The organism is Sediminicola sp. 1XM1-17, assembly GCF_037203765.1.
Lineage (GTDB): Bacteria > Bacteroidota > Bacteroidia > Flavobacteriales > Flavobacteriaceae > Sediminicola.
Genome location: NZ_JBBCAS010000006.1, coordinates 192254 through 217091, shown reverse-complemented (window position 1 = coordinate 217091; position 24838 = coordinate 192254). Strand labels below are relative to the sequence as shown.

25 protein-coding genes and 1 tRNA gene are annotated in these 24838 nt (G+C 41.1%); 16 read left to right on the top strand and 10 right to left on the bottom strand.

Going from position 1 to position 24838, the window contains the following annotated elements; genetic code table 11:
- Nucleotides 1-135: 135 nt before the first annotated feature.
- The 6 genes from WAA86_RS10895 to WAA86_RS10870 form a co-directional block, all read right to left on the bottom strand.
- On the bottom strand, nucleotides 136-1365 hold the full coding sequence (locus tag WAA86_RS10895; RefSeq protein ID WP_443217587.1) for a hemolysin family protein: 1230 nt from the start codon (nucleotides 1363-1365) through the stop codon (nucleotides 136-138).
- Between the two features lie 62 nt (nucleotides 1366-1427).
- Complete coding sequence (locus tag WAA86_RS10890; RefSeq protein WP_337301034.1) at nucleotides 1428-1631, bottom strand: hypothetical protein; 204 nt, start codon at nucleotides 1629-1631, stop codon at nucleotides 1428-1430.
- Nucleotide 1632: 1 nt separating this feature from the next.
- The gene (gene lptC, locus WAA86_RS10885; protein WP_337301033.1) at nucleotides 1633-2232 is read right to left on the bottom strand and encodes an LPS export ABC transporter periplasmic protein LptC; all 600 of its coding nucleotides are present in this window, start codon (nucleotides 2230-2232) and stop codon (nucleotides 1633-1635) included.
- A 1-nt stretch (nucleotide 2233) separates the two neighbouring features.
- Complete coding sequence (locus WAA86_RS10880) at nucleotides 2234-3610, bottom strand: tetratricopeptide repeat protein (RefSeq protein ID WP_337301032.1); 1377 nt, start codon at nucleotides 3608-3610, stop codon at nucleotides 2234-2236.
- Between the two features lie 34 nt (nucleotides 3611-3644).
- Entirely contained in the window at nucleotides 3645-4907 is a 1263-nt protein-coding gene (locus WAA86_RS10875) for a hypothetical protein (RefSeq protein ID WP_337301031.1), read from the bottom strand.
- Nucleotides 4908-5636 carry a type III pantothenate kinase gene (locus WAA86_RS10870; protein WP_337301030.1) on the bottom strand — a complete coding sequence of 243 codons (729 nt, stop codon included), beginning with the start codon at nucleotides 5634-5636 and terminating at the stop codon, nucleotides 4908-4910.
- Between the two features lie 101 nt (nucleotides 5637-5737).
- On the opposite strand from WAA86_RS10870, the gene WAA86_RS10865 reads away from it, so the two are divergent.
- Nucleotides 5738-5810: transfer RNA gene (locus WAA86_RS10865), tRNA-Phe, on the top strand.
- A gap of 47 nt (nucleotides 5811-5857) precedes the next feature.
- On the top strand, nucleotides 5858-6142 hold the full coding sequence (locus tag WAA86_RS10860) for a GIY-YIG nuclease family protein (RefSeq protein WP_337301029.1): 285 nt from the start codon (nucleotides 5858-5860) through the stop codon (nucleotides 6140-6142).
- Nucleotides 6143-6271: 129 nt separating this feature from the next.
- On the opposite strand, the gene WAA86_RS10855 is transcribed toward WAA86_RS10860, so the two are convergent.
- Both WAA86_RS10855 and WAA86_RS10850 read right to left on the bottom strand, forming a co-directional pair.
- Complete coding sequence (locus WAA86_RS10855) at nucleotides 6272-6571, bottom strand: hypothetical protein (protein ID WP_337301028.1); 300 nt, start codon at nucleotides 6569-6571, stop codon at nucleotides 6272-6274.
- A 141-nt stretch (nucleotides 6572-6712) separates the two neighbouring features.
- On the bottom strand, nucleotides 6713-8275 hold the full coding sequence (locus WAA86_RS10850; RefSeq protein WP_337301027.1) for a glycoside hydrolase family 32 protein: 1563 nt from the start codon (nucleotides 8273-8275) through the stop codon (nucleotides 6713-6715).
- 133 nt (nucleotides 8276-8408) lie between these two features.
- On the opposite strand from WAA86_RS10850, the gene WAA86_RS10845 reads away from it, so the two are divergent.
- The 6 genes from WAA86_RS10845 to WAA86_RS10820 all read left to right on the top strand — a co-directional run bounded on the left by WAA86_RS10845 (nucleotide 8409) and on the right by WAA86_RS10820 (nucleotide 12852).
- Nucleotides 8409-8900 (top strand): rhodanese-like domain-containing protein, encoded by a 492-nt coding sequence (locus WAA86_RS10845; RefSeq protein ID WP_337301026.1) that lies wholly within the window; start codon nucleotides 8409-8411, stop codon nucleotides 8898-8900.
- Between the two features lie 7 nt (nucleotides 8901-8907).
- Entirely contained in the window at nucleotides 8908-9546 is a 639-nt protein-coding gene (locus tag WAA86_RS10840; protein ID WP_337301025.1) for a TIGR04282 family arsenosugar biosynthesis glycosyltransferase, read from the top strand.
- Entirely contained in the window at nucleotides 9543-10358 is an 816-nt protein-coding gene (locus WAA86_RS10835; protein WP_337301024.1) for a purine-nucleoside phosphorylase, read from the top strand. Before WAA86_RS10840 ends, WAA86_RS10835 begins: the two co-directional genes overlap by 4 nt.
- Nucleotides 10355-11320, top strand: a complete 966-nt coding sequence (gene arsM, locus WAA86_RS10830) for an arsenosugar biosynthesis arsenite methyltransferase ArsM (RefSeq protein ID WP_337301023.1) — start codon at nucleotides 10355-10357, stop codon at nucleotides 11318-11320. The genes WAA86_RS10835 and arsM overlap by 4 nt, the downstream gene beginning before the upstream one ends.
- A gap of 82 nt (nucleotides 11321-11402) precedes the next feature.
- Nucleotides 11403-12167, top strand: a complete 765-nt coding sequence (locus WAA86_RS10825) for a DUF547 domain-containing protein (RefSeq protein WP_337301022.1) — start codon at nucleotides 11403-11405, stop codon at nucleotides 12165-12167.
- On the top strand, nucleotides 12145-12852 hold the full coding sequence (locus tag WAA86_RS10820) for a TIGR04283 family arsenosugar biosynthesis glycosyltransferase (RefSeq protein WP_337301021.1): 708 nt from the start codon (nucleotides 12145-12147) through the stop codon (nucleotides 12850-12852). The genes WAA86_RS10825 and WAA86_RS10820 overlap by 23 nt, the downstream gene beginning before the upstream one ends.
- Here the strand turns inward: WAA86_RS10820 and WAA86_RS10815 are convergent.
- Nucleotides 12849-13904 carry an N-acetylmuramoyl-L-alanine amidase family protein gene (locus WAA86_RS10815; protein ID WP_337301020.1) on the bottom strand — a complete coding sequence of 352 codons (1056 nt, stop codon included), beginning with the start codon at nucleotides 13902-13904 and terminating at the stop codon, nucleotides 12849-12851. The genes WAA86_RS10820 and WAA86_RS10815 overlap by 4 nt on opposite strands.
- A gap of 75 nt (nucleotides 13905-13979) precedes the next feature.
- Nucleotides 13980-14981 carry a glycoside hydrolase family 113 gene (locus WAA86_RS10810; protein ID WP_337301019.1) on the bottom strand — a complete coding sequence of 334 codons (1002 nt, stop codon included), beginning with the start codon at nucleotides 14979-14981 and terminating at the stop codon, nucleotides 13980-13982.
- Between the two features lie 149 nt (nucleotides 14982-15130).
- Here WAA86_RS10810 and WAA86_RS10805 point away from each other — a divergent pair, with 149 nt between their 5' ends.
- The 8 genes from WAA86_RS10805 to argC all read left to right on the top strand — a co-directional run bounded on the left by WAA86_RS10805 (nucleotide 15131) and on the right by argC (nucleotide 24789).
- On the top strand, nucleotides 15131-16477 hold the full coding sequence (locus WAA86_RS10805; RefSeq protein ID WP_337301018.1) for an NAD(P)/FAD-dependent oxidoreductase: 1347 nt from the start codon (nucleotides 15131-15133) through the stop codon (nucleotides 16475-16477).
- 12 nt (nucleotides 16478-16489) lie between these two features.
- The gene (locus WAA86_RS10800; protein ID WP_337301017.1) at nucleotides 16490-18082 is read left to right on the top strand and encodes a 4Fe-4S binding protein; all 1593 of its coding nucleotides are present in this window, start codon (nucleotides 16490-16492) and stop codon (nucleotides 18080-18082) included.
- Nucleotides 18083-18235: 153 nt separating this feature from the next.
- Nucleotides 18236-18925, top strand: coding sequence for a glycosyltransferase family 2 protein (locus WAA86_RS10795; RefSeq protein ID WP_337301016.1), 690 nt, complete (start codon nucleotides 18236-18238; stop codon nucleotides 18923-18925).
- 37 nt (nucleotides 18926-18962) lie between these two features.
- Nucleotides 18963-20447 (top strand): cellulose synthase family protein, encoded by a 1485-nt coding sequence (locus WAA86_RS10790; RefSeq protein ID WP_337301015.1) that lies wholly within the window; start codon nucleotides 18963-18965, stop codon nucleotides 20445-20447.
- Between the two features lie 2 nt (nucleotides 20448-20449).
- The gene (gene mptB / locus WAA86_RS10785) at nucleotides 20450-21799 is read left to right on the top strand and encodes a polyprenol phosphomannose-dependent alpha 1,6 mannosyltransferase MptB (RefSeq protein ID WP_337301014.1); all 1350 of its coding nucleotides are present in this window, start codon (nucleotides 20450-20452) and stop codon (nucleotides 21797-21799) included.
- Between the two features lie 218 nt (nucleotides 21800-22017).
- Entirely contained in the window at nucleotides 22018-22635 is a 618-nt protein-coding gene (locus tag WAA86_RS10780) for a GNAT family N-acetyltransferase (protein ID WP_337301013.1), read from the top strand.
- On the top strand, nucleotides 22632-23822 hold the full coding sequence (gene argG / locus WAA86_RS10775) for an argininosuccinate synthase (protein ID WP_337301012.1): 1191 nt from the start codon (nucleotides 22632-22634) through the stop codon (nucleotides 23820-23822). Before WAA86_RS10780 ends, argG begins: the two co-directional genes overlap by 4 nt.
- Entirely contained in the window at nucleotides 23815-24789 is a 975-nt protein-coding gene (gene argC, locus WAA86_RS10770; protein ID WP_337301011.1) for an N-acetyl-gamma-glutamyl-phosphate reductase, read from the top strand. Before argG ends, argC begins: the two co-directional genes overlap by 8 nt.
- Nucleotides 24790-24838: the final 49 nt, after the last annotated feature.

Below are 24838 nucleotides of genomic sequence, written 5' to 3'. Positions count from 1 at the left end.
GATTCTAAATCCATTGTGGATACATTGACCTAAAAAAGAAAAATTAGGACAATCTAGGGCCGTAATGACAAAAACATAGCACCTCTCTTTTTTTGGAACCGCAAGTGCTAAAATTTGAAAAAGAAAAGAGCCACCTTAGTCGCTCTCCAATATTTTTAGGGTAACAAGATCAATTTTTGTGTTGGATGCTTCCAAAACGGTGAACATGAAATTATCGATATTTATTTCGCTGTTCTTTTCTGGGATTTCACCGGTCTCATTGACAATTAAGCCACCCAGCGTTTCATACTCGTCACTTTCAGGAAGGTTTAGTTTGTAGTTTTCATTGATATAATCAACCTCAAGCCTAGCTGAAAATTTATAGGTATGTTCATCAATTCGCTCCTCATGGAGATCGGTAGAATCATGCTCATCCTCAATCTCCCCAAAAAGCTCCTCCACAATATCCTCTACGGTCATCATCCCTGAGGTACCACCGTATTCGTCCAGAACTACTGCAATACTTTTACGTTTTTTGATAAGTACATTGAGGATATCACTAATCATCATGGTTTCAGGAACAAACTCTACCGGCAAAAGCACACTTTTAATGGTTTTTGGCTTTTTAAAAAGCTCATAGGAATGGACATATCCAATGATGTTATCAATAGTACCCTTATAAATAAGAATTTTTGAAAACCCCGTCTCTGTAAAAAGTTTGACCAGATTTTTAGGCTTTTCGTGGAGTTCAACGGCAGTTATCTCTGTCCGGGGAATCATGACCTCCCTTGCCTTTACTGCTGAAAATTCCAGGGCATTTTGAAAAATCTGGATTTCAGAATCCACTTCATCCTCTTCCTCCACGGTTTCCATTTGTTCTGTGATATAGTCTCCCAGTTCAATTTTACTAAATGCCAATTGAACTTCATCCCCATCCGTTTTGAAAAGGACCTTTAAAATAAAATCAGATATCCTAATAACAAACTCAGAAATAACAGAGAAAAGCAGATAAAACAGATAAGCCGGGACGGCCAATATTTTCAACAGGGTATTGGAATAAATCTGGAATAGTACTTTGGGCAAGAACTCCGCTGTAAAAAGTATGACCAAGGTTGATATTATGGTCTGTGCCACCAAACTAAAATCGGTCAACATAATATTGACCAATCCATATTGTGAAGGATACATTCCCTGGAACCAATACATGAGGACGTCCCCCATATAAAAACCATAGACCACTAGGGCGATATTGTTTCCAATGAGCATGGAAGCGATAAACTTTGATGGTTTTCGCGTGAGCCTGGTAAGGACCATAGCCAATATACCTTCCTGCTTTTTCTCTATTTCTATGTGAATTTTATTCGCAGAGATAAAGGCTATTTCCATTCCTGAAAAAAAGGCGGACAATAATAGCGTTGCAAGAATTATAATTATGCCGGTTTCCACTATTACTTCTGATTATCGTTCTGACGTTGCTCAAATTTCTTCCTATAATTTCTTCGGAAAAAGAACATTCCCAAAGATACCACGGCAAAGAAAATAAAAATGTAGGTTTCCTCTGGCGCTATACTCCACAGTGTCGCCACCTTGTATATAGCTATTATGGCAACCACCAGATAAAGATATTCTGTATATTTTAAAACTTTGATCATATTACTCCTCTTTAATGCTCATAAAACCATAGGTCCTATGGGCGCTGAAAAAACTAAAATCCTTATTAAAATCCATTCCTTCCCCGTCCATAATAGTACCGTCTTCCGGATTGGTATACTTAAATTTTGCCTGGGTAAAGATCCATTCATTGGCCCTATCCCAATAAAGCTGTGGTGTTTCGAGCTTTTTACCATCATGGGTTTCGATCACCACATTACCTTGTAAATCTATCAAATTTGTATCAGAATAAATAATACCGTAATCGGCCTTTATAACGCTCTTCTTATTTTGATCGTCATAAAAGTCGACCTTTAGTCCATTTGGAAATGTCCTGTACCTAAATCTGAGGTTGTCAAAATCTTCTGTGCTTGGGCTCGACAATACAGCAATTACTTTGGTGTTCACCCTACCTTCACTACCCACCTCCTCTTTAGCCTCGGTATAGGTAAGCGTAAAATTCTCGGCAACGCCCTGAGGATATATCAATTCCCCGGCTTCTTTCCCGACCCTTTTATAATTGTCCTGACAGGATAAAAAAAACATTGCCATAGAAAAAACTACGGCAATGTTCTTGAAATTATTTCTAATAAGATTGTACATCTTATAAGCTAGGCACGGTTACGCTACCTCCAACCCAACAGCTGAAAGAAACTGTTTTACCAGCCATTCCTGAGTTAAAGATATCTTCTTTGGATGGAGCTTTTGCGGCATAACTGGCCGCAGCCTGTGAAGCCCTTCCACTCAAAGCAGGATCTACCCTACCTGCCTGTCTGGCAACATCAGCCGCCTTCCAGTAAATTGCTCTTTTCTCAAAAGTAGTATTCCCACAGTCGTTGGCACTACTTGCATACAAACTGGCGATCATCAAATAAGCCTTTCCGTTGGAAGGATTGGCATCCAGAGCTTTTTGAGCATAGCTCCTTGCCGATGACTTGCTAGTTCTTACGTAAGTAGTAGCGATTTTATAGGCAATATCGGAACGTTTTCTACCGTCTGTTTCCAATTCCAAAGCTTTATTGAAATCTGCCACAGCACCTTTTGAGTCACCGGCCTTCAATTTCAAGGAAGCACCGTACATGTAAGCTTCAGCAGAAGGATCCAGTGCCAATTGGGCCTCGAAAAGTTTTTTGAACATAGGATCATCGGTACATTCTTTGGAGAACATTCTTCCTACTGCACCCTTTACCCAGTTCACATCATTCTTTTTGGCCTCAAAGTTCTTTTCATACAATGGGATCAAATTCTCACAATTGGCCAATGCCCCTAATTTACCATCAATACTCTCAGAAATTTTACCATATACCTCAGAATAGCTGTTGGCCGATTTTAATTGGCTTTTTTCCTTAGAGGTCAATGTATTTGCATCTTCCTTTGGTAATAATTTAGCGATTACCGAAGTATACTTCTCGTTCTCAACATCTATTTTTGCCATTACGGCATCGTAGGTTTCAAATACCAAATCCAAATCTTTTTTCCCTTCGGCATTCAAATCTACCAAGCTAGAAAAGTAAAGGTACAGTGCCTTTGGATTGGTGAAGTTCTTCTGATCTTCTGTAAAGGCTTTGTGCAACATCTCATAAACCTCATCATTCGAGGTCATTTTGTTGTCGTACTTCAAGATAACCTTATCTATAAGGGTCTCTGCCTTATTGGTTTTGTTGGAAAAGTACTTTAACCTGTTGTCATAAAGCTGCTCCATTTGGGTAATAGCGGCATTTTTATCCGCCCCAGTAGCTTTCTCTACCCTATCGGCAAGAATGCGCTCCCCGTAGGCAAAGTTGGCCCAGTTAAGATCCGGGCAATTATCGTACACCATTTTCCATGGGGTATAGGCCGCATCGTAATTTTTAACTTTGGCATGCTCAACGTAAATAGATAGGTTATTGCTACATTCTGGATTTTGAGCCTGAGCCTGGGCAGCATCAGTACCCATGTACCCAGCTATTGCAAAAGCCGCGAAGTAAAATATTTTTTTCATGTTGTTCTGAGTTTTAATGGTTAATGCAAATTTATTAATTAATTTTTCTTTTTTGGAACCACCTATCATTCAAAGAAAGCCCTAAATTCATTTTCAAATAACTCTCTTCTACCAGATTGGCATCTGTCGTTCCCCTTCTTCCCAACTCGAATCCGATGTTGAGATTTGAGAAACTTCCTCCCAGTGGTAATCCAACTCCAAAAGTTATGCCAAAATTATTTATCTCCTTATCATTGATCACCAAACCTGATTTGGTCAGCTTGGCTCCCGCCCTATAAGTTACTCTTTTAAAGTAACTTGTAAAAGAAGAATAATCTGGAACATAAAATCCACCAAAACTAAAAGTACTGGCATCGTTATAACTCACATTGTCCCTACTCAAGAAATCATTTTCAAAAGATGATAACCCTTGCAAACTATATTCGGCACCCATAAACCATTTTTTGTCCTCTCCTATACCAAGTCCAAGTGTAGTGGTCGTAGGAACTTTGATTTCGGTGTTTTTCAACCCTTGTGCTTGCAAATTTACATTAATTACCTCAACATCAGCCCCTGTTGACAAGGAAAATGATCCTATGGTACGCGTATTTTCAGAAACTAAATTCATTTGGGTATTTACACCTACAGAAGTAAACAACCTATATTTTTCGGAAATTTTAGGGGTATAATTGGCGGCATAGTTAAAATCGAACCCATTTATCCTGGATTCTCTCCTGTCCAAAGTACCGAACTGCACACCTTCCTCTGTTTGTATCCTTTCGTTGTTTAAGGTCCCAAAATTAAAATTCAAAGTTGCACCTATACTAAAGTCCTTAAAAACCTCATACCCCAGCGAGGTATACAATCTGCTCAATCCTCCCTCTCCTGAGGCAGAATAGGTCACCGTGTTGCCTTCAGCATTGACCCTCTGTGTTACCGCATTGTAACCCACGGAAGAGAAAGGCATCAGTCCAAAGCCCAAGCCAAAGCCTTTGCCCAAAGGAAGACCTATGGCCAGGTAGTCCAAATTGGATACCGAAGCATTTTCCTGATCGTCAAAGGTCTTTAATCTAGACTCTTTTCTTGTTAGACCGGCTGTATAGGTGGTCAACGCAAGTTTCGAATAGGCTGAAGGATTTCTGAGGTTGACATGTATGCTGTCTGCATAGATGGCCACGCCACCCATCATTTGATTTTCCACAGTTCCTACTGCATTTAAATCGCCAATACCGAAAGAATAAGGGGATACTGTACCGTTTTGGGAATAGATTATACAAGTTGCACAGTAGACAATTGCAATTACAAATTTTTTGATCATTTATCGTTTATTGTATTCGAGCAAATAATTTAACCCCTCTAGGAGAAATTTAGAATGCGCAAATATGGTATTTTTTAATCGTTTTGACAAAAATTGCATATCCCCACCCGTTAAAATAACTGTTAAATTTACAAATCTTGCATTATACTGTTGAATGACCCCATCTATTTCATTACAAACACCGTTGACCACCCCACTATGTATACTGGAGGCAGTTGTATTGCCAATAAAATCCAAGATCTCCTCCGCTTCCAACAAGGGCAATTTGGACGTTTGGTCGTGCAGCGCCCTGTACCTCATAGTAATCCCGGGGGATATGGCACCTCCCAAATATTCCCCTATATCATTGATCATGTCATACGTAATGCACGTACCTGCATCAATGACCAGGGTGTTTCCTTTTGGATTATGGTAAAAGGCAGCCGTGGCCAGAGCAATACGGTCCACCCCCAAGGTTTGGGGAGATGCATAGGAATTCTTGAAGGGCACAAGACTTTTAGAGCTCAAAAGGTGGACTTTACTGAAAATAGCAATGAAAGCCAGATGCTTTTTTTCCAAAAATCCGACGGAAGAGACGATTGAATGATCAATATTCGGGAATTCTGAAAAAAATTCTTTGACCTTATTGCAAAAATCATCCACCCCTACTTTTTGATATGAAAGCATCCTATCCCTATCAAACACAGCGAGTTTCACAAAAGAATTACCAGCATCAACTATGAGGTTCATGTTACAAAGATCATCATTTGAAAAAAAACTATCTGCTTTTTTTTGATTTTTGTTTGGATATCGCAAAATTGAAATTATATTTGCAACCGCTTAAACGGCTTGGTGCCTTAGCTCAGTTGGTAGAGCAATGGACTGAAAATCCATGTGTCCCTGGTTCGATTCCTGGAGGCACCACAAAAAAATCCTCACTTCGGTGGGGATTTTTTGTTTTAAGGCATTTTATGAAACATTGGATTTACATTCTTTACAGCAAAAAGGCCAACAAGTACTATGTTGGAGAATCTTCCAATCCCCAAAATAGGTTAGCACAACATTTGGAGCATCGTTTCAAAAACAACTTTACCAAAATAGCAAACGACTGGACTCTAGCTCTTGAAAAAGAGGTGCCATCCAAAAAAGACGCACTGTTTCTTGAAAGGTTTATCAAAAGAATGAAAAGCAGAAGATTCATTGAAAAAATCATCGTTTCCCCTGACATCCTCATCGACATCCTAAAAAACAAATAAACACACCCTGGTTCTCCCGAAGCATCGGGACTGGAGGCACCACAAAAAAATCCTCACTTCGGTGGGGATTTTTTGTTTTAGCGAATTTTATAACGACTTCGTTCCAAATTCTATTCTATTGGAAAACAATCACCTTCTGCGACGCCCATTTCCAATAGCAATCTTTATACTGAAGGAACCTACCACTCCACCCAAAGTGGTGGCAAGCATATCCCCGGTATCCGCTTTTCCATAACTATTATGATCCACAACTTCTTTGGCGATACCCGCCAATGTACTTAAGCCAATACCCCAGATGACCGCCTTTGTCCTATTCTTTGTAATGCCATACACCAATCCCGTTGTCCCCGCGCCAATGGCCGCACCAACCCCAAAATGAAGCATTTTGTCCTCTTGTATTAATTGCCCTTTGACTGTCGCCGTGGACATAAAAAAAACCATTATGATTATTATTCGAGGAAATAAATTTTGCAAAGCACTCTTATGATCAACCAAGTTTGTATCCATGTATTCAAAAATGCCTGCAAGGTCGTAATAAAAGTCGCTAAAATGAAAAAAATATCCTTGGCATTACCAGATGGACTTCACCTTGGAAAGTTGAAAATCTTCCAACTGAAGCTCATTTTCCTCCATATTCTTTATCACGAGATTGTTATAAGGACTTGTGGGAAACAGCTGTGTGGTCATTACATGCTGCCCATCGTTCACAAAAAGCTCCAAAGAGGACCAATCCATTATGATTCTAAAATTTATTTTTCCGGATGGCAAATCGGACAGTGGCATTTTCTGAATGGGATCCGGAAAAGACTTATGGAAACCTGTTCTACCAGAATTAGCCCTATTTAGGATCAACATCTTGTTCTTCCTATCTACAACAACTACCAATTTTTCCTTTAGGTCATTCGTAAAGATAAGCTGAAAACTAGCGGCACCTGTTTTGAACATGAGATCTGATTGATTCAGGTTTTCATTTGGAACGGACAGCACATCCATAGAACGTACGGCTACCTTTTGCAATGGTGCCTTCTCCACTAGACCATCAAAACCTTCCAACGGAAAATTGAAGAGCCCATAACCACTACCTACCTTTCGTAGGCTCAATTTTCGTGGCAATGTCATGGCACTGCGCCATTTTTCGGTTGGTGTATCCCTGGCGTAGTCCCAATTGCTCATCCATCCAATAAAAATACGATCTTCGTTGGGAACGTTATTGTACGTCACCCCGGCATAATTATCCCTCCCAAGGTCTATCCACCGTGCTTCTTGCTGATCAGATGTAAAGGTAGAACCATCGAAATCGCCTATAAAATATTGCGTACCACTACCTCCATTGGGGGCTCCTGGATTAATGCTGATCAATAAAACCCATTTTTTTTCAGTGGTGCCTTCCACTTCTAAGGGAAATAGATCCGGACATTCCCATACGCCACCATGGGCACCTTGTTGCCTACCAAATTCACTGGTATATTGCCAATCAATCAAATTTGGGGATTCCCAAATTTGCAGGTGGTCTCCGGCTACCAAGAGCATTGTCCATTTGTTTGCTTTATCGTTCCAGAATACCTTGGGATCCCTAAAATCTCTTATACCAGTGTTCTCAATTACCGGATTCCCGGTGTATTTTGTCCATGTGTCACCGTTGTCCAAACTATAGGCAATACCCTGCGTCTGAAAATCTTTCCTACCTGCTTCCTCTCCCTCCATAAGGTGGTATGTAAAGATGGCCACCAAGGCTGGATTTTCGGGACTGCCAAAACCGGAGGTATTGTTCACATCAACCACTGCACTACCAGAAAAAATAAGACCGTGTTCGTCCGGGAACAGGGCAATCGGCCTGTGCTCCCAATGCATCATATCCTTGCTGACTGCATGCCCCCAGTGCATAGGTCCCCAAACTGTATCCTCCGGATAATATTGATAGAAAAGATGATAGAGACCTTTGTGGTAGACCAAGCCATTGGGATCGTTCATCCACATTTTTTCTGGTGTAAAATGAAACTGGGGCCTGTACGGCTCTTGATAATAAGATAACTCCGAATTCTCTTTCACGGACGATGGTTCTTTTGTCTTGTTTTTACATCCAATTAAAAATCCTAAAACAGCAATGGCAAGGATAACTTTTTTAACCTCCATATTGGTATTATTCAATTATTCCTAAAATTAATATTTTATTGAATAGCATACCACCTCTTCCCTAATGCTTTGTTAAAGTGGTACATTTTATGAGCAAAATGGTATCTTTGTTAGGAATGACATTACATTTCCCATGAGATTTTATATATCCTTTTTCATCCTCTTTCTAGGCATTTTGTCATCCTATGCCCAAAATTCAATTGAAGAGGCCCTATTAAAATACAACAATCACCATGTTGCCTATATAAATGTTCACGAAGCACAAAGCCTTGACAACTATGTGTTCTTGGACGCAAGAAAAAAGGAGGAGTACGATGTTAGCCATATTGCGGATGCGAAATGGGTCGGAACTGGAAAATTGGACACCAAAGAAATGTTGGCACTCGTCCCTGATACAAACTCCCACATCATTGTGTATTGCTCCATTGGGGTCCGCTCCGAAAACACCGCGGAACAATTTTTGGAAGCAGGCTACACCAATATCCACAATCTATATGGAGGCATTTTCGAGTGGAAAAACAAAAATTATCCCGTTTTTGACAATCAGGGCCAAAAGACCAATAAGGTCCATGCATTTAGTAAGCATTGGGGAAAATTCCTGACTAAAGGAGAAAAAGTTTATTAAACCGTTTATGACTTTAAATTTGAAATCCCAAAACCAAAAAAACCTACTTCTTATTTTCACCAGAAATCCTGAATTGGGCAAGTGCAAAACTAGATTGGCAGCCAAAGTAGGTGACCAAACCGCTTTGGAAATCTACACTTTTCTTTTGGCTCACACCCATGCCATCACCAAAGAGGCAAAGGCCACAAAAGAGGTACACTATTCTGAAGAAATATGGGATGATGATATTTGGGAACCAGCCCATTACCATAAAAAAATACAGTCCGGGGGAGATCTTGGCGAACGTATGTCCAAAGCCTTCTCAGACGGGTTCGAGGCAGGATACAAAAATATCATTATCATTGGGAGTGATATGTACGATCTCTCCACGGCAGACCTGAATACAGCGTTCCAGGAATTGGATAAAAAGCCATTTGTAATAGGACCTGCAGAGGACGGCGGCTACTACCTTCTTGGAATGTCCAAAATGAACTCCGGTCTTTTCAAAAACAAAGCCTGGGGTACCGATACCGTTCTAAAGGATTCCTTAAACGACCTATCAAATGAAGACGTAAAATTGTTGAAGATCAAAAATGATGTAGATCACTATGAGGACATTCAACATATAAAAGCATTTGAACCATTTTTAAAAAAACTAAAAATATGACATCAAAACAATTAGAAGAGTCCACGGCTTACTTAAGAAACAAAGGTTTTGAGACCCCAGAATTGGGGATTGTTCTTGGAACGGGACTTGGAAAATTAGTAGCTGAAATTGAAAATCCAATAGAGGCGCACTACAACCATATTCCTTTTTTTCCGCTGGCAACCGTAGAGTTCCACACGGGAAAATTGATCTATGGCACCATAGAGGGCAAAAAGGTTGTGGTTATGCAGGGTCGCTTCCATATGTACGAAGGTTATGATTTGATAGATGTTACCTATCCCATTCGGGTAATGCACCAGCTGGGAATCAAGAACCTGTTTATTTCCAATGCCGCCGGGGCTGTGAATCTCGACTTCAAAAAAGGAGATATCATGCTAATCGAGGACCACATCAATCTCCAAGGCGGATCCCCCCTTGCCTTTAAAAATGTAGCTGAATTTGGAGATCGTTTTGTGGATATGAGTGAACCCTACGACCCAAATATGCGTAAAAAGGTAGAAGCCATTGCCAAAAGGGAAAACATATCCCTGCAAAAAGGGGTGTACGCCTCTGTGGTAGGTCCGCAACTGGAAACCAAGGCCGAGTACCGAATGATAAAACTGATAGGAGCAGATGCTGTTGGGATGAGCACTGTCCCAGAAGTCATTGCTGCCAATCACCTCCGATTGCCCGTAATGGCCGTTTCTGTCCTTACCGATGAATGTGACCCGGACAATTTGAAACCGGTGAACATTGCTGAAATCATTTCCATTGCCGGGGAAACGGAACCAAAAATGATAAAATTGTTCAAAGAACTAATTAAAGAGATATGAGTTATTTAAACGCCACAAACGACCTTTACAAAGAAGCTGCTATGACCCCAGACGTGGGTCTTTGCTGTACAACAAACCCTGTCTGGCAATTTCCCGGACTTTCCATTCCCAAGATCATGCAGGAGATGAACTATGGATGCGGGAGCACGGTTTCTGCACAGGATTTGACAAACAGTCCCAAAGTATTATATGTTGGCGTTGGAGGAGGCATGGAGCTTTTACAGTTCTCCTACTTTTCAAGACAAAAAGGTGGCGTTACAGGTGTTGATGTCGTTGATGAAATGTTGGAGGCTTCCAAAAAGAATTTCAAGATTGCCGAAAAAGAAAACGACTGGTTCAAGAGCGAGTTCGTTGACTTAGTAAAAGGGGACGCCTTGAATTTACCGGTTGCCGATGCAAGTATAGATGTAGCTGCCCAAAACTGTTTGTTCAATATTTTTAAGGCCGAGGACCTGAAAAAGGCAGTTGAGGAGATGTACCGAATTTTAAAACCACACGGCAGATTGGTGATGAGCGACCCTATCTGCGAGCAGCCCATGAACGATAAACTAAGGAACGATGACAGGCTCAGAGCTCTTTGCCTAAGCGGGAGTATCCCGATGAAAGACTATATCAAGGCTCTGACCGATGCCGGATTTGGGACCATAGAAATAAGGGCACGCAAATCTTATCGCGTTCTTTCACCAAACCACTACCCCACAGAGGAACTGATCTATATTGAATCCATAGAGATCGCCGCCATAAAAGACCCAATGCCTGTAGATGGCCCCTGTATATTTACAGGAAAAACTGCCATTTATTATGGAGATGAACCTTATTTTGATGATAACAACGGCCACGTTCTGATGCAAAACCAACCTTTGGCCGTATGTGACAAAACGGCCGCTGCCTTGGCCGAGGCCAGTGCGCAGATCCATATCAGTGAAAGTACCTGGCATTATAATGGGGGTGGCTGCTGCTAGCCATAAAAGTGACGACTCCTTTCATTACCTATTGTAAGGTTTATTTGTAATTGCACACTAAGACATTAGTTAATAGATTCCCATGAAGCACTTTGTAAACCGAATCACAATCTTACTGTTGGTCATCACAGGATTTAACATGGGCAATGCCAAGAGCACTGCCCATGACCCTAGCGCCCTATCACCTCAGAAAGTAGATTATACAATCTGGGACAATCTTCTGAAGAAATATGTTGACAAGGATGGCAATGTAGATTATAAGAGCTTCCGCAAGGAAATTGGCCTACTAAACTCCTACTTGGATCAGCAGACCAAAAACCCGGTTTCGGAATACGACACCAAAGAGAGCAAATTGGTATACTATATCAATTTGTACAATGCCGCTACCGTAAAATTGATCTTGGACAATTACCCCCTTAACAGTATTAAAGATCTAAAAGGTCCATGGAACAGAAAAGTAGTGACCATTAGGGACAAACAATTCTCCCTAGGGGATATTGAACACAATATTTTGCGAAAGATGGACGAGCCCAGAATCCATTTTGCCATCAACTGCGCTTCCTATTCCTGCCCCAAACTATTGAATGAGGCCTTTACAGTGGAAAAATTGGAAGAACAGTTCCAAAGAACGGCAGAGAGTTTCGTGAATGATCCTAAAAGAAATACGATAAGGAAAGACAAGGCCATGCTATCACAAATTTTCAAGTGGTACAAAAAGGACTTCACCGATAAGATGTCCCTTTATGAATATATCAATCAATATTCGGACACCAAGCTGAACAAAGACACCAGCATAGATTACATTAACTACGATTGGAGCCTTAATGCATCAAAACGAACCCCTTAAAATAAGCATTATCATCCCCGTACTCAACGAGGCGGAAAACCTTGGCAATTTACTGGCTTTTCTTCGCAACAACAGTAAAACCGCACAGGTAGAGGAGATTATTGTGGTAGATGGAGGTAGCACGGACCATAGTATGGCAATTGCCAAAGAATTTGGTGCTATTCCTCTGCACTCAGAAAAAGGTAGGGCCAAGCAGATGAACAAAGGGGCAGAAGTGGCAACAGGTACTATTTTGTACTTTTTACATGCCGACACCTATCCTCCCAAAGATTTCGATTCCCACATATTAAACGCAGTGGTCCTTGGAAAATCGGCAGGATGTTTTCGCATGAAATTCGATTCCAACAATTGGCTTTTAAAAGCATCCGCATGGTTTACACGGATCAACCACAAAATTTGTCGGGGAGGAGATCAATCCCTGTTTATCACCAAAGAATTATGGCACAGGTCCAATGGTTTCAATGAGACCTATATCATTTATGAGGATACTGAATTTATAGGGCGACTTTATAAATTGGATGGATTTAAGGTATTGCCACAAGAAGTTCTGACTTCTGCTAGGAAATACAATAAAAATGGCACCATCCGCCTACAATACCATTTTGGGATGATACACCTTATCAACCTACTGGGTGCAAGTCCGGAACGTCTCCACAACTACTACAGAAAGAATATTGCCTCCTAGGGCACTTTATTTCGGGTCTGATAATCCAACAACACACCTTCCGAGATCCATTTTGCCAATGCCTGTCTGTTATCGGGATCCAAAATTCTCCTCTGGTCTTTGGTGTTTTTGATGTTGCCAATTTCTATATAGACCATGGCCGGATGGGTATTTTTTATAACATACAAATTGGTACGATCCTCAAAGGTTCCAGAATACTCCCTATGGGGCTGATATTTCTGGTACTTGTTCTGGAAAGTTGTGTGGATATTCTCCGCAAACCGTTTTCCGTTCTTGCTGTGCTCATGATGGTAAAAGAAAACATCGATATTTTGCCCACTACTACGGCTATCCACATGGGTCACAATAAGCCTTTGGTATTTTCCCCTATTTTCCGCGTACAGGGCGTTGACCGCATCGGTCCTTTGTTTCAGTCGGGCCAATTGGTTCAGTGGTATCTCCAACGCCGGATAGGTGACCTCGTCCCTATCTATTTCCAAGATGCGCTCATCCCTGATACCATCATTGGGGTCGCGTATAATAATATACACCTTCGCCCCTTGTGACATTAATTCACGGGCCAACCGCAAGGTTATATCGTAGGCATACTCATCTTCGGCAATAATTTTTCCTTCGTAATTTTCTATGGCACCGGGGTCGGGTCCACCGTGCCCGGAAATAAGGTAATACACGGCCCCGTCCAGAGCTTTGCTCATATTCGGTACAGCTGCATACTTTCTGCCAAAAATGGAATGTTCCGCTTCCTTGGCTACAATCTTTCGTTCGGTCGACTTTTTCTGGATAGTATCCAAAACTTCAACACTTTCTTCCACAAAGGGAGGCAGAATATATTTTCTTCCCTCATAAAGTTGGATGCTATCCCTTAGATTATCTTTGTTCAAGGCTACAAAATGACCATAATGTTTAATGGGGTCCATGCCCTGTTTCCTAAGGATGGAGAAAATGCCGTCCCCCTTTTCCGCAATAACGGTCCTTACCGAATTTTGGGCATTGATGGTCAGCGAGGCTACAAGGAAAATTACGAATAGGAGACTACTTCTATTGGGATACACAGTGCTAATTTTGCACAAAGATTATCAAAAATTAAGTCCACTTCCAAAAAGCAAAGCCTCTATTATAATATTAGATCAATGATTTTTATAAAAGCTCTTGATAACATTCTCCGCAGGCTTATTTTGAGGGGTAAATCTATTGTCATTTCCTCCACCTGCAGCAGCGTGGTCTATGAACCATTTCCATACAAAACCGCCCTGGAACCAATCCTCCTCCCAAAATGATTCAAATATGGCCTGGGTGGCATTCGCTTGAGCCTGAAGATTAACATCGTCCTTACTCCTATCTACCAACCAAGGACGTTTTGCAGTGTAATCGTTGCTTCTGTAACCATATTCGGTAAAAATCACGGGTTTATCCAGATTTTCTGAGAGTAATCTAAGTTGTTCCTTATAGGGTTTCCACCCCATTACCAATTGCGCTACCGAAGGGGTCTTCTCCTCTGACAAAGGAAAATAGGCATCTACCCCAATATAGTCCAGTGCCTTCCAAAAGGGGGTCTTTTGGTATTCATCCCAATTGGCCGCATAGGTCAGCTTGCCCTTGTAAACCGCCCTGATTTTTTTAATAAGGCCATGCCAATATGCCGGCCTGTGCTCTATAAACTTTTCCAATTCGGTCCCTACACAAAAAAATTCGGTCTTTGTTTCTTGTGCCAGTTCAGCATAGGCCATAATAAAATTGGAATAGGAGGACTCCAATCTTTTCCAATCTTCTTCCGAGTTCATTTTCAAGGTACCCGTAAAGGTCCCTTTCCAAATCCAGATCTGGGGCTTCATCATCACCCTTAATCCATTTTTATGAAGCAATTCGATATATTGTCTTGCCCCCTTCTTGGTCTCACCGAACCACTGCCTTTCAGTATCAAAAATAATTTCTGGGGATGCAACATCCCTAATAAAACCAAAGGGCATGACGGCGGCTGATTCCGCATTGATACGCAACAGGGCATCAACGTGCTCCTGAGAGGCCCGATCCCTGGAAGCAACAAAACTTACGCCATTTATTTTTTTTCTATCCTGACTAATACAGGATAGTTGCAAGGCACATAGGACAAAGAGGATCAGTTTTTTCATAGCTCTAAAATACTGCAATTTTACTTCTAGTAACGAAATATGGTCCCATATTAACATTAGGGATGGACTATTAAAGAATGTAAAACTTAACCCCTGAAATTAAGTTCTTATATTTAAGCACGACTTAAGGAAAAACAACTACCCAACACATGGAACATATTGTTATTATTGGTAATGGGATAGCAGGAGTTACCGCTGCCCGGCACATTAGAAAGCTTTCAGATAAAAAAATAACGATTGTTTCCGCAGAGACCGAACATTTCTTCGCCCGTACAGCCCTTATGTATGTCTATATGGGGCATATGCAATTTGAGCATATAAAGCCCTATGAAGATTTCTTTTGGTCCAAAAATCGTTTGGAACTTGTAAAAGGCTACGTCACAAAAGTAGACCACGGATCCAAAACGATTGAATTGGCCCATTCAGAATCTATGACATATGACAAACTTATTATAGCAACCGGCTCCAAACCCAATAAATTCGGTTGGCCCGGACAAGATTTGAAAGGGGTTCAAGGACTGTATTCCAAACAAGATTTGGATAATTTAGAAATACATGCCCCCAACAAGGATATGTGCAAACGTGCGATAATTGTTGGTGGCGGACTCATAGGCATAGAATTGGCGGAAATGCTTCGTACCAGAGATATTCCGGTAACTTTTTTGGTCCGGGAGGAAAGCTTTTGGAACGGGGTGCTTCCAAAAGGGGAATCCGAAATGATCAATGAACATATTTTGGAACACCATATAGATCTCCGGCTGAACACTAATTTAAAAGAAATAATTTCAGATGAAGCTGGCAATGCCATGGCCGTTGTCACTGATAAGGGTGAAACCATTGCCTGCAATTTGGTTGGCCTTACGGCCGGTGTAACACCGAATATTGATTTTCTAAAAGGTTCTGGACTGGAATTAGGAAAGGGCATAAAGGTTAACCGCATGTTGGAAACCAATATTGAGGATATCTATGCCATTGGCGATTGTGCGGAACAGCGGGAAGCCATTGGCAACAGAAAACCAGTGGAGGCCGTCTGGTATACCGGCAGGATGATGGGCGAAGCCATAGCCCAGACTATCTGTGGCAATCCAACCCAATACAATCCAGGACACTGGTTCAACTCTGCCAAATTTTTGGATATCGAATACCAAACCTACGGATGGGTTTTCAGCGAACGGAATATCAAACCTTACGAGGAACATTTCCATTGGAGGCATGACCACGAAAAAGCCTGTATCACCATTTCTTACCATAGGGATACCAAAGAATTTTTGGGCATCAACACTTTTGGCATTCGGATGAGACATGAAATAATTGATAGATGGTTGACGGAACACCGATCCGTGGACCACGTGATGGCTCATTTAAAGGATGCCAATTTTGACCCTGAATTTTACACCAGCTATGAGGAAGCCATTGTGGCCAAATACAACAACCAATTCAATACCACCATTGGTGTCAAAAAGAAAAGCCTCAAAAGAATATTTTTCAACGCATAACCACTTTCCAACATGAGTACGTACGACAAAAATATGGCCTTGACCGGCACACCTCCCAAAGCATTGACCACTGGTCAGAAAATAGCGACGGTTTTGGGAATGAGCGGCCTTGCCATTCTCTTCCTAGCAACTTTAAACGTTGATTTTCCACAAAAAGCACTATGGCTCACCATCGCTTTAACAGCTATTTTTTCAGGAACAGTCTGGTTCTCTGCAGCAGCGTATGTAAATACTTCAAAAGGAATTAAGAATGACGGGGTATGGTTCAAATCTGTCTCTAGCAGGGGCGTATGGGCATGGATGGCAGGTATTGCCCTAACCACATTTTATATTGTACTTTATTTTTATCCCCAATATCTCGGTCTTGCCGAAGCTGGCAAAAATACGGGGATCATTGCCCTTTTTGATCCTTTGAGCTATCTCCTCAGCGGCAACCCGGCAAGTCAATGGTTTGTATATGGAACACTGTACACCATCGCTATTTTGGCATTTGGAATCAAATTTATCTGGAAATACAGACACAACAGGTATGAAATGATCCGTACCTCCAGTGTCATGTTCTTCCAGACTGCCTTTGCTTTTCTGATCCCCGAATTCATGTCGAGATTGAACAGCGATTCCTTTTCACTTCCTTATTACGACCTCAAAAATATCTGGCCCCTCAACTATTATAATTTTGAGCGCTATAGGGTAAACAGTATGATCGATGCAGGAGATATAGGTTTGGCCATGCTCATTTTTGGTATCCTTTCCATCTTTGTTATCACCCCTATTCTCACCTATAAATACGGAAAACGATGGTATTGTTCATGGGTCTGTGGATGTGGTGGTCTAGCCGAAACAGCAGGTGATGCCTTTCGCCAATTGAGCGACAAGACCCAAAAGGCTTGGAAAATAGAGAGGTGGGTTGTTCACAGCGTGGTGGTATTTGTGACCTTGATGACCACGGCCGTGATTTATTCCTATCTTGGAAACGATAGCAGTAAATATTGGTTGACCAAGAACACCTTTTTACTTGGAGTTGCTGGGATATTGACCTTGGTCTTTGGATGGGTCATGCTTTTTAAAAGAAAGGAACTTCAAAAAGATGCCCGTTATGGTGCAATAGGATATTTTACCATTATCATAGCCCTCATAGGTTTTCACTACCTCAACGGTGATGGCAACGTATTTCTTTTCAAATCTGAAACCCTGAGAAAAACCTACGGGTTCTTGATAGGAAGCATTTTTTCGGGGGTCATTGGCACCGGATTCTATCCTATATTTGGTAACAGGGTATGGTGCAGGTTTGGATGCCCCATGGCCGCGATTCTTGGATTCCAACAACGCCTTTTTTCAAGGTTTAGGATCACCACCAACGGAGGGCAATGTATTTCTTGCGGCAACTGCTCTACCTATTGCGAAATGGGAATAGATGTTAGGGCCTATGCACAGCGGGGAGAAAACATAGTAAGGTCTAGCTGTGTTGGCTGTGGAATATGTTCGGCCGTTTGTCCTCGAGGCGTGTTGAAACTGGAAAATGGGCCGGAAAAAGGTCGTATCAACGCAACGGAAATTCTTTTGGGCAACGATGTAAACCTCATGGATCTGGTGAATCAAAAATAATTATAAAACATTTTTGGTTTCTTGTTGAAGTTGACAATAAGTTATATACTTTTGTCCGCTTTTTAAAAAAATGAAAAGTTAAAGGATTTAACAAAAAATGGAATCCAAATTAATAGAGGAAGGAAGAGCAGATACCTGTTCAAAAATAGTAGAATGAAAGACATCAACGTAATTATTCCTGCCTATAATGAAGAAGATTCCATTGCGAAAGTAATCCGAGAAATACCCGATTATGTTTCGGAAATTATTGTGGTAAACAATAATTCTACTGACAGAACGGCCATTAACGCCCAGAATATGGGCGCCACTGTACTAACAGAAAACAGGATGGGATATGGTTATGCTTGTCTTTGTGGAATGGATTATATAGCCAAAAAATCCAAAACACCCGATATTATCGTATTTATCGACGGTGACTATTCCGATTACCCGGAAGAGATAACCAAGGTAGTTGAACCCATTATAGAGAAGGATTTAGATTTTGTAGTTGGGGCGCGTGTAAAAGAGTTGAGGGAACAAGGTTCCATGACACCGCAACAAATATTCGGCAATAATCTGGCAACTTTTCTAATGAAAATGCTTTTTAAAGCAAAATTTACAGATTTAGGCCCCTTTAGAGCCATAAAATACAACCAGTTGTTGGCCCTTGAAATGGAGGACAAAACCTATGGTTGGACTGTAGAAATGCAACTCAAAGCGTTACGTAAGAAACTTACATACACCGAAGTACCAGTTCGTTACAAAAAAAGAATTGGGGTGTCAAAAGTGTCAGGTACGGTAAAAGGTAGTATATTTGCAGGCATAAAAATCCTAGGTTGGATTTTTAAATACAGTATTAAATAAAAAACAAACTTAATCACACTTTTCTTTATCATCTAAAATGGGACTAACCATCACTTACATTATCATTGCAATCTACAGTATTGCTCTAGTTTTAATCTTCTTTTACAGTTTGGCTCAATTGAACCTTCTTGTAAATTATCTTTGGTACAAGAGACGGAACCAAGAGGCTCCTAAATACAATCTCCTCGATCCAAAAGAGATTCCATTTGTTACCATTCAATTGCCTATTTACAACGAAGAGTATGTGGTAGAGCGATTGTTGGAGAATATTGCAAAAATTGAATACCCTTCCAGCAAACTTGAAATTCAGGTCTTGGACGACTCTACCGATGATTCGGTACATGATACGGCCAAAAGAATAGAAGCGCTGAAAGAAACAGGTTTGGATATTTCTCACATTAGAAGAGAAAATAGATCTGGTTATAAGGCAGGAGCTTTGAAAGAAGGACTTAAAATTGCAAAAGGTGACTTCATCGCAATTTTTGATGCCGACTTCTTGCCGGACGCAGATTGGTTGAAAAAGACAGTTATCTATTTCAAGGATGAAGAGATCGGTGTTGTTCAGACCCGTTGGGGACATATCAACAGAGATTATTCTACCTTGACCAGAATCCAGGCTTTTGCTTTGGATGCACACTTCACCTTGGAACAAGTGGGAAGAAACGCAAAAGGCCATTTCATCAATTTTAACGGTACTGCAGGTATTTGGAGAAAGGAATGTATCCTGGATGCCGGTAACTGGGAAGGTGATACCTTGACCGAAGATTTGGACTTGAGCTATAGGGCTCAATTGAAAAATTGGAAGTTCAAATACCTGGAAGATGTAGAAACTCCTGCTGAGCTTCCCGTAGTGATCAGTGCTGCCCGTTCACAGCAATTTCGTTGGAACAAGGGTGGAGCGGAGAACTTTAGGAAAACTGTTTTGAGTGTTATTACCTCTAGAAACATATCTTTCAAAACCAAATTCCACGGCGTTATGCACTTGTTGAACAGCTCTATGTTCCTTTGTGTTTTCATCGTAGCATTTTTGAGTATTCCTATGTTGTACATTAAAAATATGTACGGGCACTTGGGATGGATCTTTGAAGTCACCAGTTTCTTTGTAGTGAGCACCATTATCTTGTTTGTATGCTATTGGTTCACCTATAAGAGTATTCAGGGCAGTAGTTTTGACAATTTTGTGGACTATATCAAGTTGTTCTTTACCTTCTTCTCCGTTGCATTGGGCTTTTCTTTGCACAATTCAATGGCCGTTTTGGAAGGCCATATGGGTAAAAGAAGCGAATTTGTTAGAACGCCCAAATTCAACATCAACAGCCTTACAGATAGCTGGAAAGGAAACAAATACCTGACCAAAAAATTATCTCCAAACATGATCTTGGAAGCTATGTTAATGATCTATTTCTTGTTTGGAATGTACAGTGCAATTCCTTTGAACGATTTTGGTTTGTTCCCATTCCATTTTATGTTGTTCCTAGGTTTTGGATTTGTATTCTTTAACTCACTTACGGCCAAAGCATAAGTATGTCCTCCTATTGGAAACTTCATAAATTTCCAATCCTTATGGTGCTGATCAGCATCGTGTTTTATGGGAGTTTTGCTTATGATCTGGACAGATCTGATTTTATAAAATTAATAACCCTATCCGTAGGGTTATTTTTTTTGTGTTTTAAGATCATCCAATTCGAAAAGTGGAACTTCAAATTTATGATCACTGCCGGCATACTGTTCCGCCTGGCATTCCTTTTGGCCACCCCCAATCTCTCTCAGGACTTTTACCGTTTTATTTGGGATGGAGAACTGGTCAGTCATGGGATCAACCCCTATCTGTATACACCTGACCAACTTATGGCACATGGAAATCTGGTCATTGCCAATGCAAGGGAGTTGCATTTGGGTATGGGTGAACTCAGTGCCATGCATTTTTCAAATTACCCACCCCTGAACCAAGTGCTATTTGCTATCGCAACCTTATTTGGGGGATCCTCCATTCTAGGCGGTATCATAGCCATGCGTACCATCATCCTATTGGCAGATCTGGGCATATTGATTTTTGGCATCAGGCTACTGAAGCATCTCAATAGATCAACGTATTTGATCTTTTGGTATTTCCTGAATCCCCTTGTTATCGTTGAACTAACCGGAAACCTACATTTTGAAGGTGTCATGTTGTTTTTCTTTTTGGCCTCCATATATCTTATAGCCAAGAATAGGTGGGTATGGGGTGGCGTGCTTTACGCCCTATCCATAATGACAAAACTAGTGCCCCTATTGTTCCTACCTTTATTCTTAAAACATTTCGGCATCAAAAAAAGTATGCTGTTCTATAGTCTGATTGGAGCAACCATTGTAATAGGCACCCTTCCCTTTTTTACTTTGGAATTCATTTCGCATTATGCCGATACCATAGGTTTGTGGTTTTCCAATTTTGAGTTTAACGCCAGCATCTATAATGTAATTAAAGCCATTGGATCGCAAATGGATGTCCCCGCCTATGAGATGATCAAGGTCTATGGTAAAATTATACCTTTTCTGGTAATTGTTCTGGTTTTGGTTTTCACCTTTAAGAGGAACAACTTAACTGTTTCCTCTTTGGTCACTGCCATGTTATGGATTCTGAGCTGTTATTACTTCCTCTCCACAACCGTACATCCTTGGTATATCATCTTCTTGGTCCTTCTGGCCATATTCACCGAATTCCGGTTTCCTTTGGTATGGTCCCTACTTGTCATATTGAGTTATTGGGCCTATTCCAATACCCAGTTTCAAGAGAACTTATTGATCATCAGCATTGAATATCTCCTAGTGTATGGCTTTCTTGCCTATGAATTGATCAACCTAAATAACAAAAACCTGTTATTTTGTAAAAAATAATCATGTTTTGCCCCTAATTCATTTTTATTGGTACATTTGTTTTGTAATGAATGAAACAACACATATAAATTGTCATAATCGGGTTTCCTTTCCCGCTTATTCATTTACGCCTACACGTCGTCGCCCGTAAGGGTGCGCTTCTACTATGGAAATAGGTGAGTCCATTTCCAATTCTCGAAAAAAATCATTATTTTATTTTAATCCTAAAGCAACATTCAATGAAGATTGTTATTGCTAACGAATCACATTTTAAATACTCCCAGGTTATCTGTGATACCATTGAGGAATCTGCCAAGGTTCGCGGTACCGGTATAGCCAAACGCACTACGGAGTATATTGAGAAAAGGTTAAAAAATGGCAATGCCATTTTAGCACTGGACGGAGATACTTTTGCCGGATTCTGCTATATTGAAGTATGGGGCCACGAGAAGTTTGTTGCCAATTCTGGACTGATAGTCCACCCGGATTATAGAGGACAAGGCCTTGCCAAAAAAATTAAAAAGGCCGTATTTGAACTTTCCAGAAAAAAATTTCCTGACGCAAAGATATTTGGAATCACTACGGGACTTGCCGTAATGAAAATGAACTACGAGCTTGGTTACAAACCTGTGACCTTCTCAGAACTCACCAATGACCCCGAATTTTGGAAAGGCTGTCAGACCTGTAAGAATTTTGACATCCTGACCAGGACGGAAACAAAAATGTGTCTCTGTACGGGCATGTTGTACGATCCACATGCCAAGAAAAAAGTGGAAGACAACAAATTGAATACAAAAGCATTTACAAGATTAAAAAGCATCAAGGAGCAATTGTTCCTTAAAAAGAAAGAAAAATGAAAAAATTAGTATTAGCCTATAGTGGTGGACTGGACACATCTTATTGTGCAAAATATCTATCAAAGGACCAAGGATTTGAAGTACACGCAGTAAGTGTCAATACCGGCGGATTTTCAAAAGAGGAAATAGCCAATATCGAGGAAAAAGCATTGGAACTGGGAGCATCCACCTATACCTCCATTGATGCCGTTCAGACATTTTATGAGAAGGTGGTCAAATATTTGATCTTCGGTAATGTTCTCAAAAACAATACCTACCCCCTCTCTGTTAGTGCCGAACGAATTGTGCAGGCCATAGAAATAGTGAACCATGCCAAAAAAATTGGTGCTTCATATATTGCCCATGGCAGCACCGGGGCCGGTAACGATCAAGTGAGGTTCGATATGATATTTCAAATCATAGCCCCAGAAATTGAGATCATCACCCCTATTAGGGACCACAAACTATCACGGGAGGCTGAGATAGCATATCTTAAAGAAAACGGGGTAGATTACCCATGGGCAAAAGCCAAATATTCCATCAATCGTGGCCTATGGGGCACCTCTGTTGGTGGAGAGGAGACGCTGACATCCTATGCCGCATTACCGGACAACGCCTATCCCAGTCAGTTACAAGAAACAGATCCAACGGAAGTTAAACTCACCTTTAAAAAGGGTGAGCTGGTAGCCATCAATGGCAATGGGAACACTCCCGTGAACAATATTATCGCCTTAAACGAACTGGCATCGAAATATGCCATAGGCAGGGATATACATGTTGGAGATACCATTATTGGCATAAAAGGCAGGGTAGGCTTTGAAGCACCAGCCTCCCTTATAATTATCAAGGCCCACCATTTGTTGGAAAAACACACCTTGAGCAAATGGCAACAATTCCAGAAAGAGCAACAAGGAAACTTTTATGGTATGCTATTGCATGAAGGGAATTATTTGGACGAGGTTATGAGAAATATCGAGGTCTTTTTGACCGACACCCAGAAATACGTTTCGGGAGATGTCCTTGTAAGCCTCCACCCTTATCGTTTCCAACTGAATGGAATAGAATCCAAGCACGATCTGATGAATGCTTCTTTCGGCAGCTATGGAGAAATGAACAAAGGCTGGACCGCTGAGGACGCCAAAGGATTTATCAAGATATTATCCAACGCCGGAAAAATATTTAACCACGTTAACAACGGATATGATTAGAGCGGGAATTATAGGCGGATCGGGATATACGGGGGGTGAACTGACCAGAATCCTTTTGAACCATCCCAAAGTGAGCATCGATTTTATTTACAGTACAACAAGGGCGGGCAAAAAAGTATCCACCGCACACCCCGATCTTTTGGGAGTTACTGGCATCGAGTTTACGGGAGAGGTCAATTTAAATGTGGATGTGGTATTTCTTTGCTTGGGGCATGGGAATTCTACCTCCTTTCTTAAAGAGCACCCGTTTTCTGCCGATACCAAAATTATAGATCTGAGCAACGATTTCAGATTACATGCCGATGCGAATTTCATTGGCAAGAATTTTATCTATGGGCTTCCTGAATTGAACAGGGAATCCATTAGAAATGCAAATCACGTTGCTAATCCAGGGTGTTTCGCTACAGCCATCCAATTGGCCCTTTTGCCTTTGGCGGATGCAGGAGCTCTGGAGCATACGGTACATGTAAATGCCGTTACCGGGAGCACTGGGGCGGGGGTTGGTCTTACGGCAACCTCACATTTCAGCTGGAGGACCAACAATGTGTCTTGGTATAAGCCATTTACCCACCAGCATCTTGGAGAAATCAATGAAAGTCTTCATTCCCTTCAGAACAATGCGGGAGACCTGATCTTCTTGCCCAGTAGGGGTAATTTCACCCGCGGGATTTTTGCCACTGCCTATACGCATTATGAGGGAAGTCTAACAGATGCCTATTCATTGTATCAAAAGTTCTATGCCAAGGCCCTGTTTACCCAGGTCTCTGAGGATGAGATTAGTTTGAAGCAGGTGGTGAACACAAATTATTGCCATATCCATCTGCATAAACACAACAATATTCTTCTTGTTACTTCGGTGATCGATAATTTATTAAAAGGAGCATCCGGTCAGGCCGTACAAAACATGAACCTGATGCTCGGTTTTGACGAGACGGAAGGTCTACAACTAAAAGCAGGGGTATTTTAAACCATCCAATTATAGATAATAAAGTGTTGTGATCATACACGCATAAACC

What these genes read in the sequence shown, in the direction of transcription:
- WAA86_RS10895 (WP_443217587.1), bottom strand. Translation starts at nt 1,365, where the DNA reads ATGGAAATAGCCTTTATCTCTGCGAATAAAATTCACATAGAAATAGAG.
- WAA86_RS10890 (WP_337301034.1), bottom strand. Translation starts at nt 1,631, where the DNA reads ATGATCAAAGTTTTAAAATATACAGAATATCTTTATCTGGTGGTTGCC.
- lptC (WP_337301033.1), bottom strand. Translation starts at nt 2,232, where the DNA reads ATGTACAATCTTATTAGAAATAATTTCAAGAACATTGCCGTAGTTTTT.
- WAA86_RS10880 (WP_337301032.1), bottom strand. Translation starts at nt 3,610, where the DNA reads ATGAAAAAAATATTTTACTTCGCGGCTTTTGCAATAGCTGGGTACATG.
- WAA86_RS10875 (WP_337301031.1), bottom strand. Translation starts at nt 4,907, where the DNA reads ATGATCAAAAAATTTGTAATTGCAATTGTCTACTGTGCAACTTGTATA.
- WAA86_RS10870 (WP_337301030.1), bottom strand. Translation starts at nt 5,636, where the DNA reads ATGAACCTCATAGTTGATGCTGGTAATTCTTTTGTGAAACTCGCTGTG.
- WAA86_RS10860 (WP_337301029.1), top strand. Translation starts at nt 5,858, where the DNA reads ATGAAACATTGGATTTACATTCTTTACAGCAAAAAGGCCAACAAGTAC.
- WAA86_RS10855 (WP_337301028.1), bottom strand. Translation starts at nt 6,571, where the DNA reads ATGTCCACGGCGACAGTCAAAGGGCAATTAATACAAGAGGACAAAATG.
- WAA86_RS10850 (WP_337301027.1), bottom strand. Translation starts at nt 8,275, where the DNA reads ATGGAGGTTAAAAAAGTTATCCTTGCCATTGCTGTTTTAGGATTTTTA.
- WAA86_RS10845 (WP_337301026.1), top strand. Translation starts at nt 8,409, where the DNA reads ATGAGATTTTATATATCCTTTTTCATCCTCTTTCTAGGCATTTTGTCA.
- WAA86_RS10840 (WP_337301025.1), top strand. Translation starts at nt 8,908, where the DNA reads ATGACTTTAAATTTGAAATCCCAAAACCAAAAAAACCTACTTCTTATT.
- WAA86_RS10835 (WP_337301024.1), top strand. Translation starts at nt 9,543, where the DNA reads ATGACATCAAAACAATTAGAAGAGTCCACGGCTTACTTAAGAAACAAA.
- arsM (WP_337301023.1), top strand. Translation starts at nt 10,355, where the DNA reads ATGAGTTATTTAAACGCCACAAACGACCTTTACAAAGAAGCTGCTATG.
- WAA86_RS10825 (WP_337301022.1), top strand. Translation starts at nt 11,403, where the DNA reads ATGAAGCACTTTGTAAACCGAATCACAATCTTACTGTTGGTCATCACA.
- WAA86_RS10820 (WP_337301021.1), top strand. Translation starts at nt 12,145, where the DNA reads ATGCATCAAAACGAACCCCTTAAAATAAGCATTATCATCCCCGTACTC.
- WAA86_RS10810 (WP_337301019.1), bottom strand. Translation starts at nt 14,981, where the DNA reads ATGAAAAAACTGATCCTCTTTGTCCTATGTGCCTTGCAACTATCCTGT.
- WAA86_RS10805 (WP_337301018.1), top strand. Translation starts at nt 15,131, where the DNA reads ATGGAACATATTGTTATTATTGGTAATGGGATAGCAGGAGTTACCGCT.
- WAA86_RS10800 (WP_337301017.1), top strand. Translation starts at nt 16,490, where the DNA reads ATGAGTACGTACGACAAAAATATGGCCTTGACCGGCACACCTCCCAAA.
- WAA86_RS10795 (WP_337301016.1), top strand. Translation starts at nt 18,236, where the DNA reads ATGAAAGACATCAACGTAATTATTCCTGCCTATAATGAAGAAGATTCC.
- WAA86_RS10790 (WP_337301015.1), top strand. Translation starts at nt 18,963, where the DNA reads ATGGGACTAACCATCACTTACATTATCATTGCAATCTACAGTATTGCT.
- mptB (WP_337301014.1), top strand. Translation starts at nt 20,450, where the DNA reads ATGTCCTCCTATTGGAAACTTCATAAATTTCCAATCCTTATGGTGCTG.
- WAA86_RS10780 (WP_337301013.1), top strand. Translation starts at nt 22,018, where the DNA reads ATGAAGATTGTTATTGCTAACGAATCACATTTTAAATACTCCCAGGTT.
- argG (WP_337301012.1), top strand. Translation starts at nt 22,632, where the DNA reads ATGAAAAAATTAGTATTAGCCTATAGTGGTGGACTGGACACATCTTAT.
- argC (WP_337301011.1), top strand. Translation starts at nt 23,815, where the DNA reads ATGATTAGAGCGGGAATTATAGGCGGATCGGGATATACGGGGGGTGAA.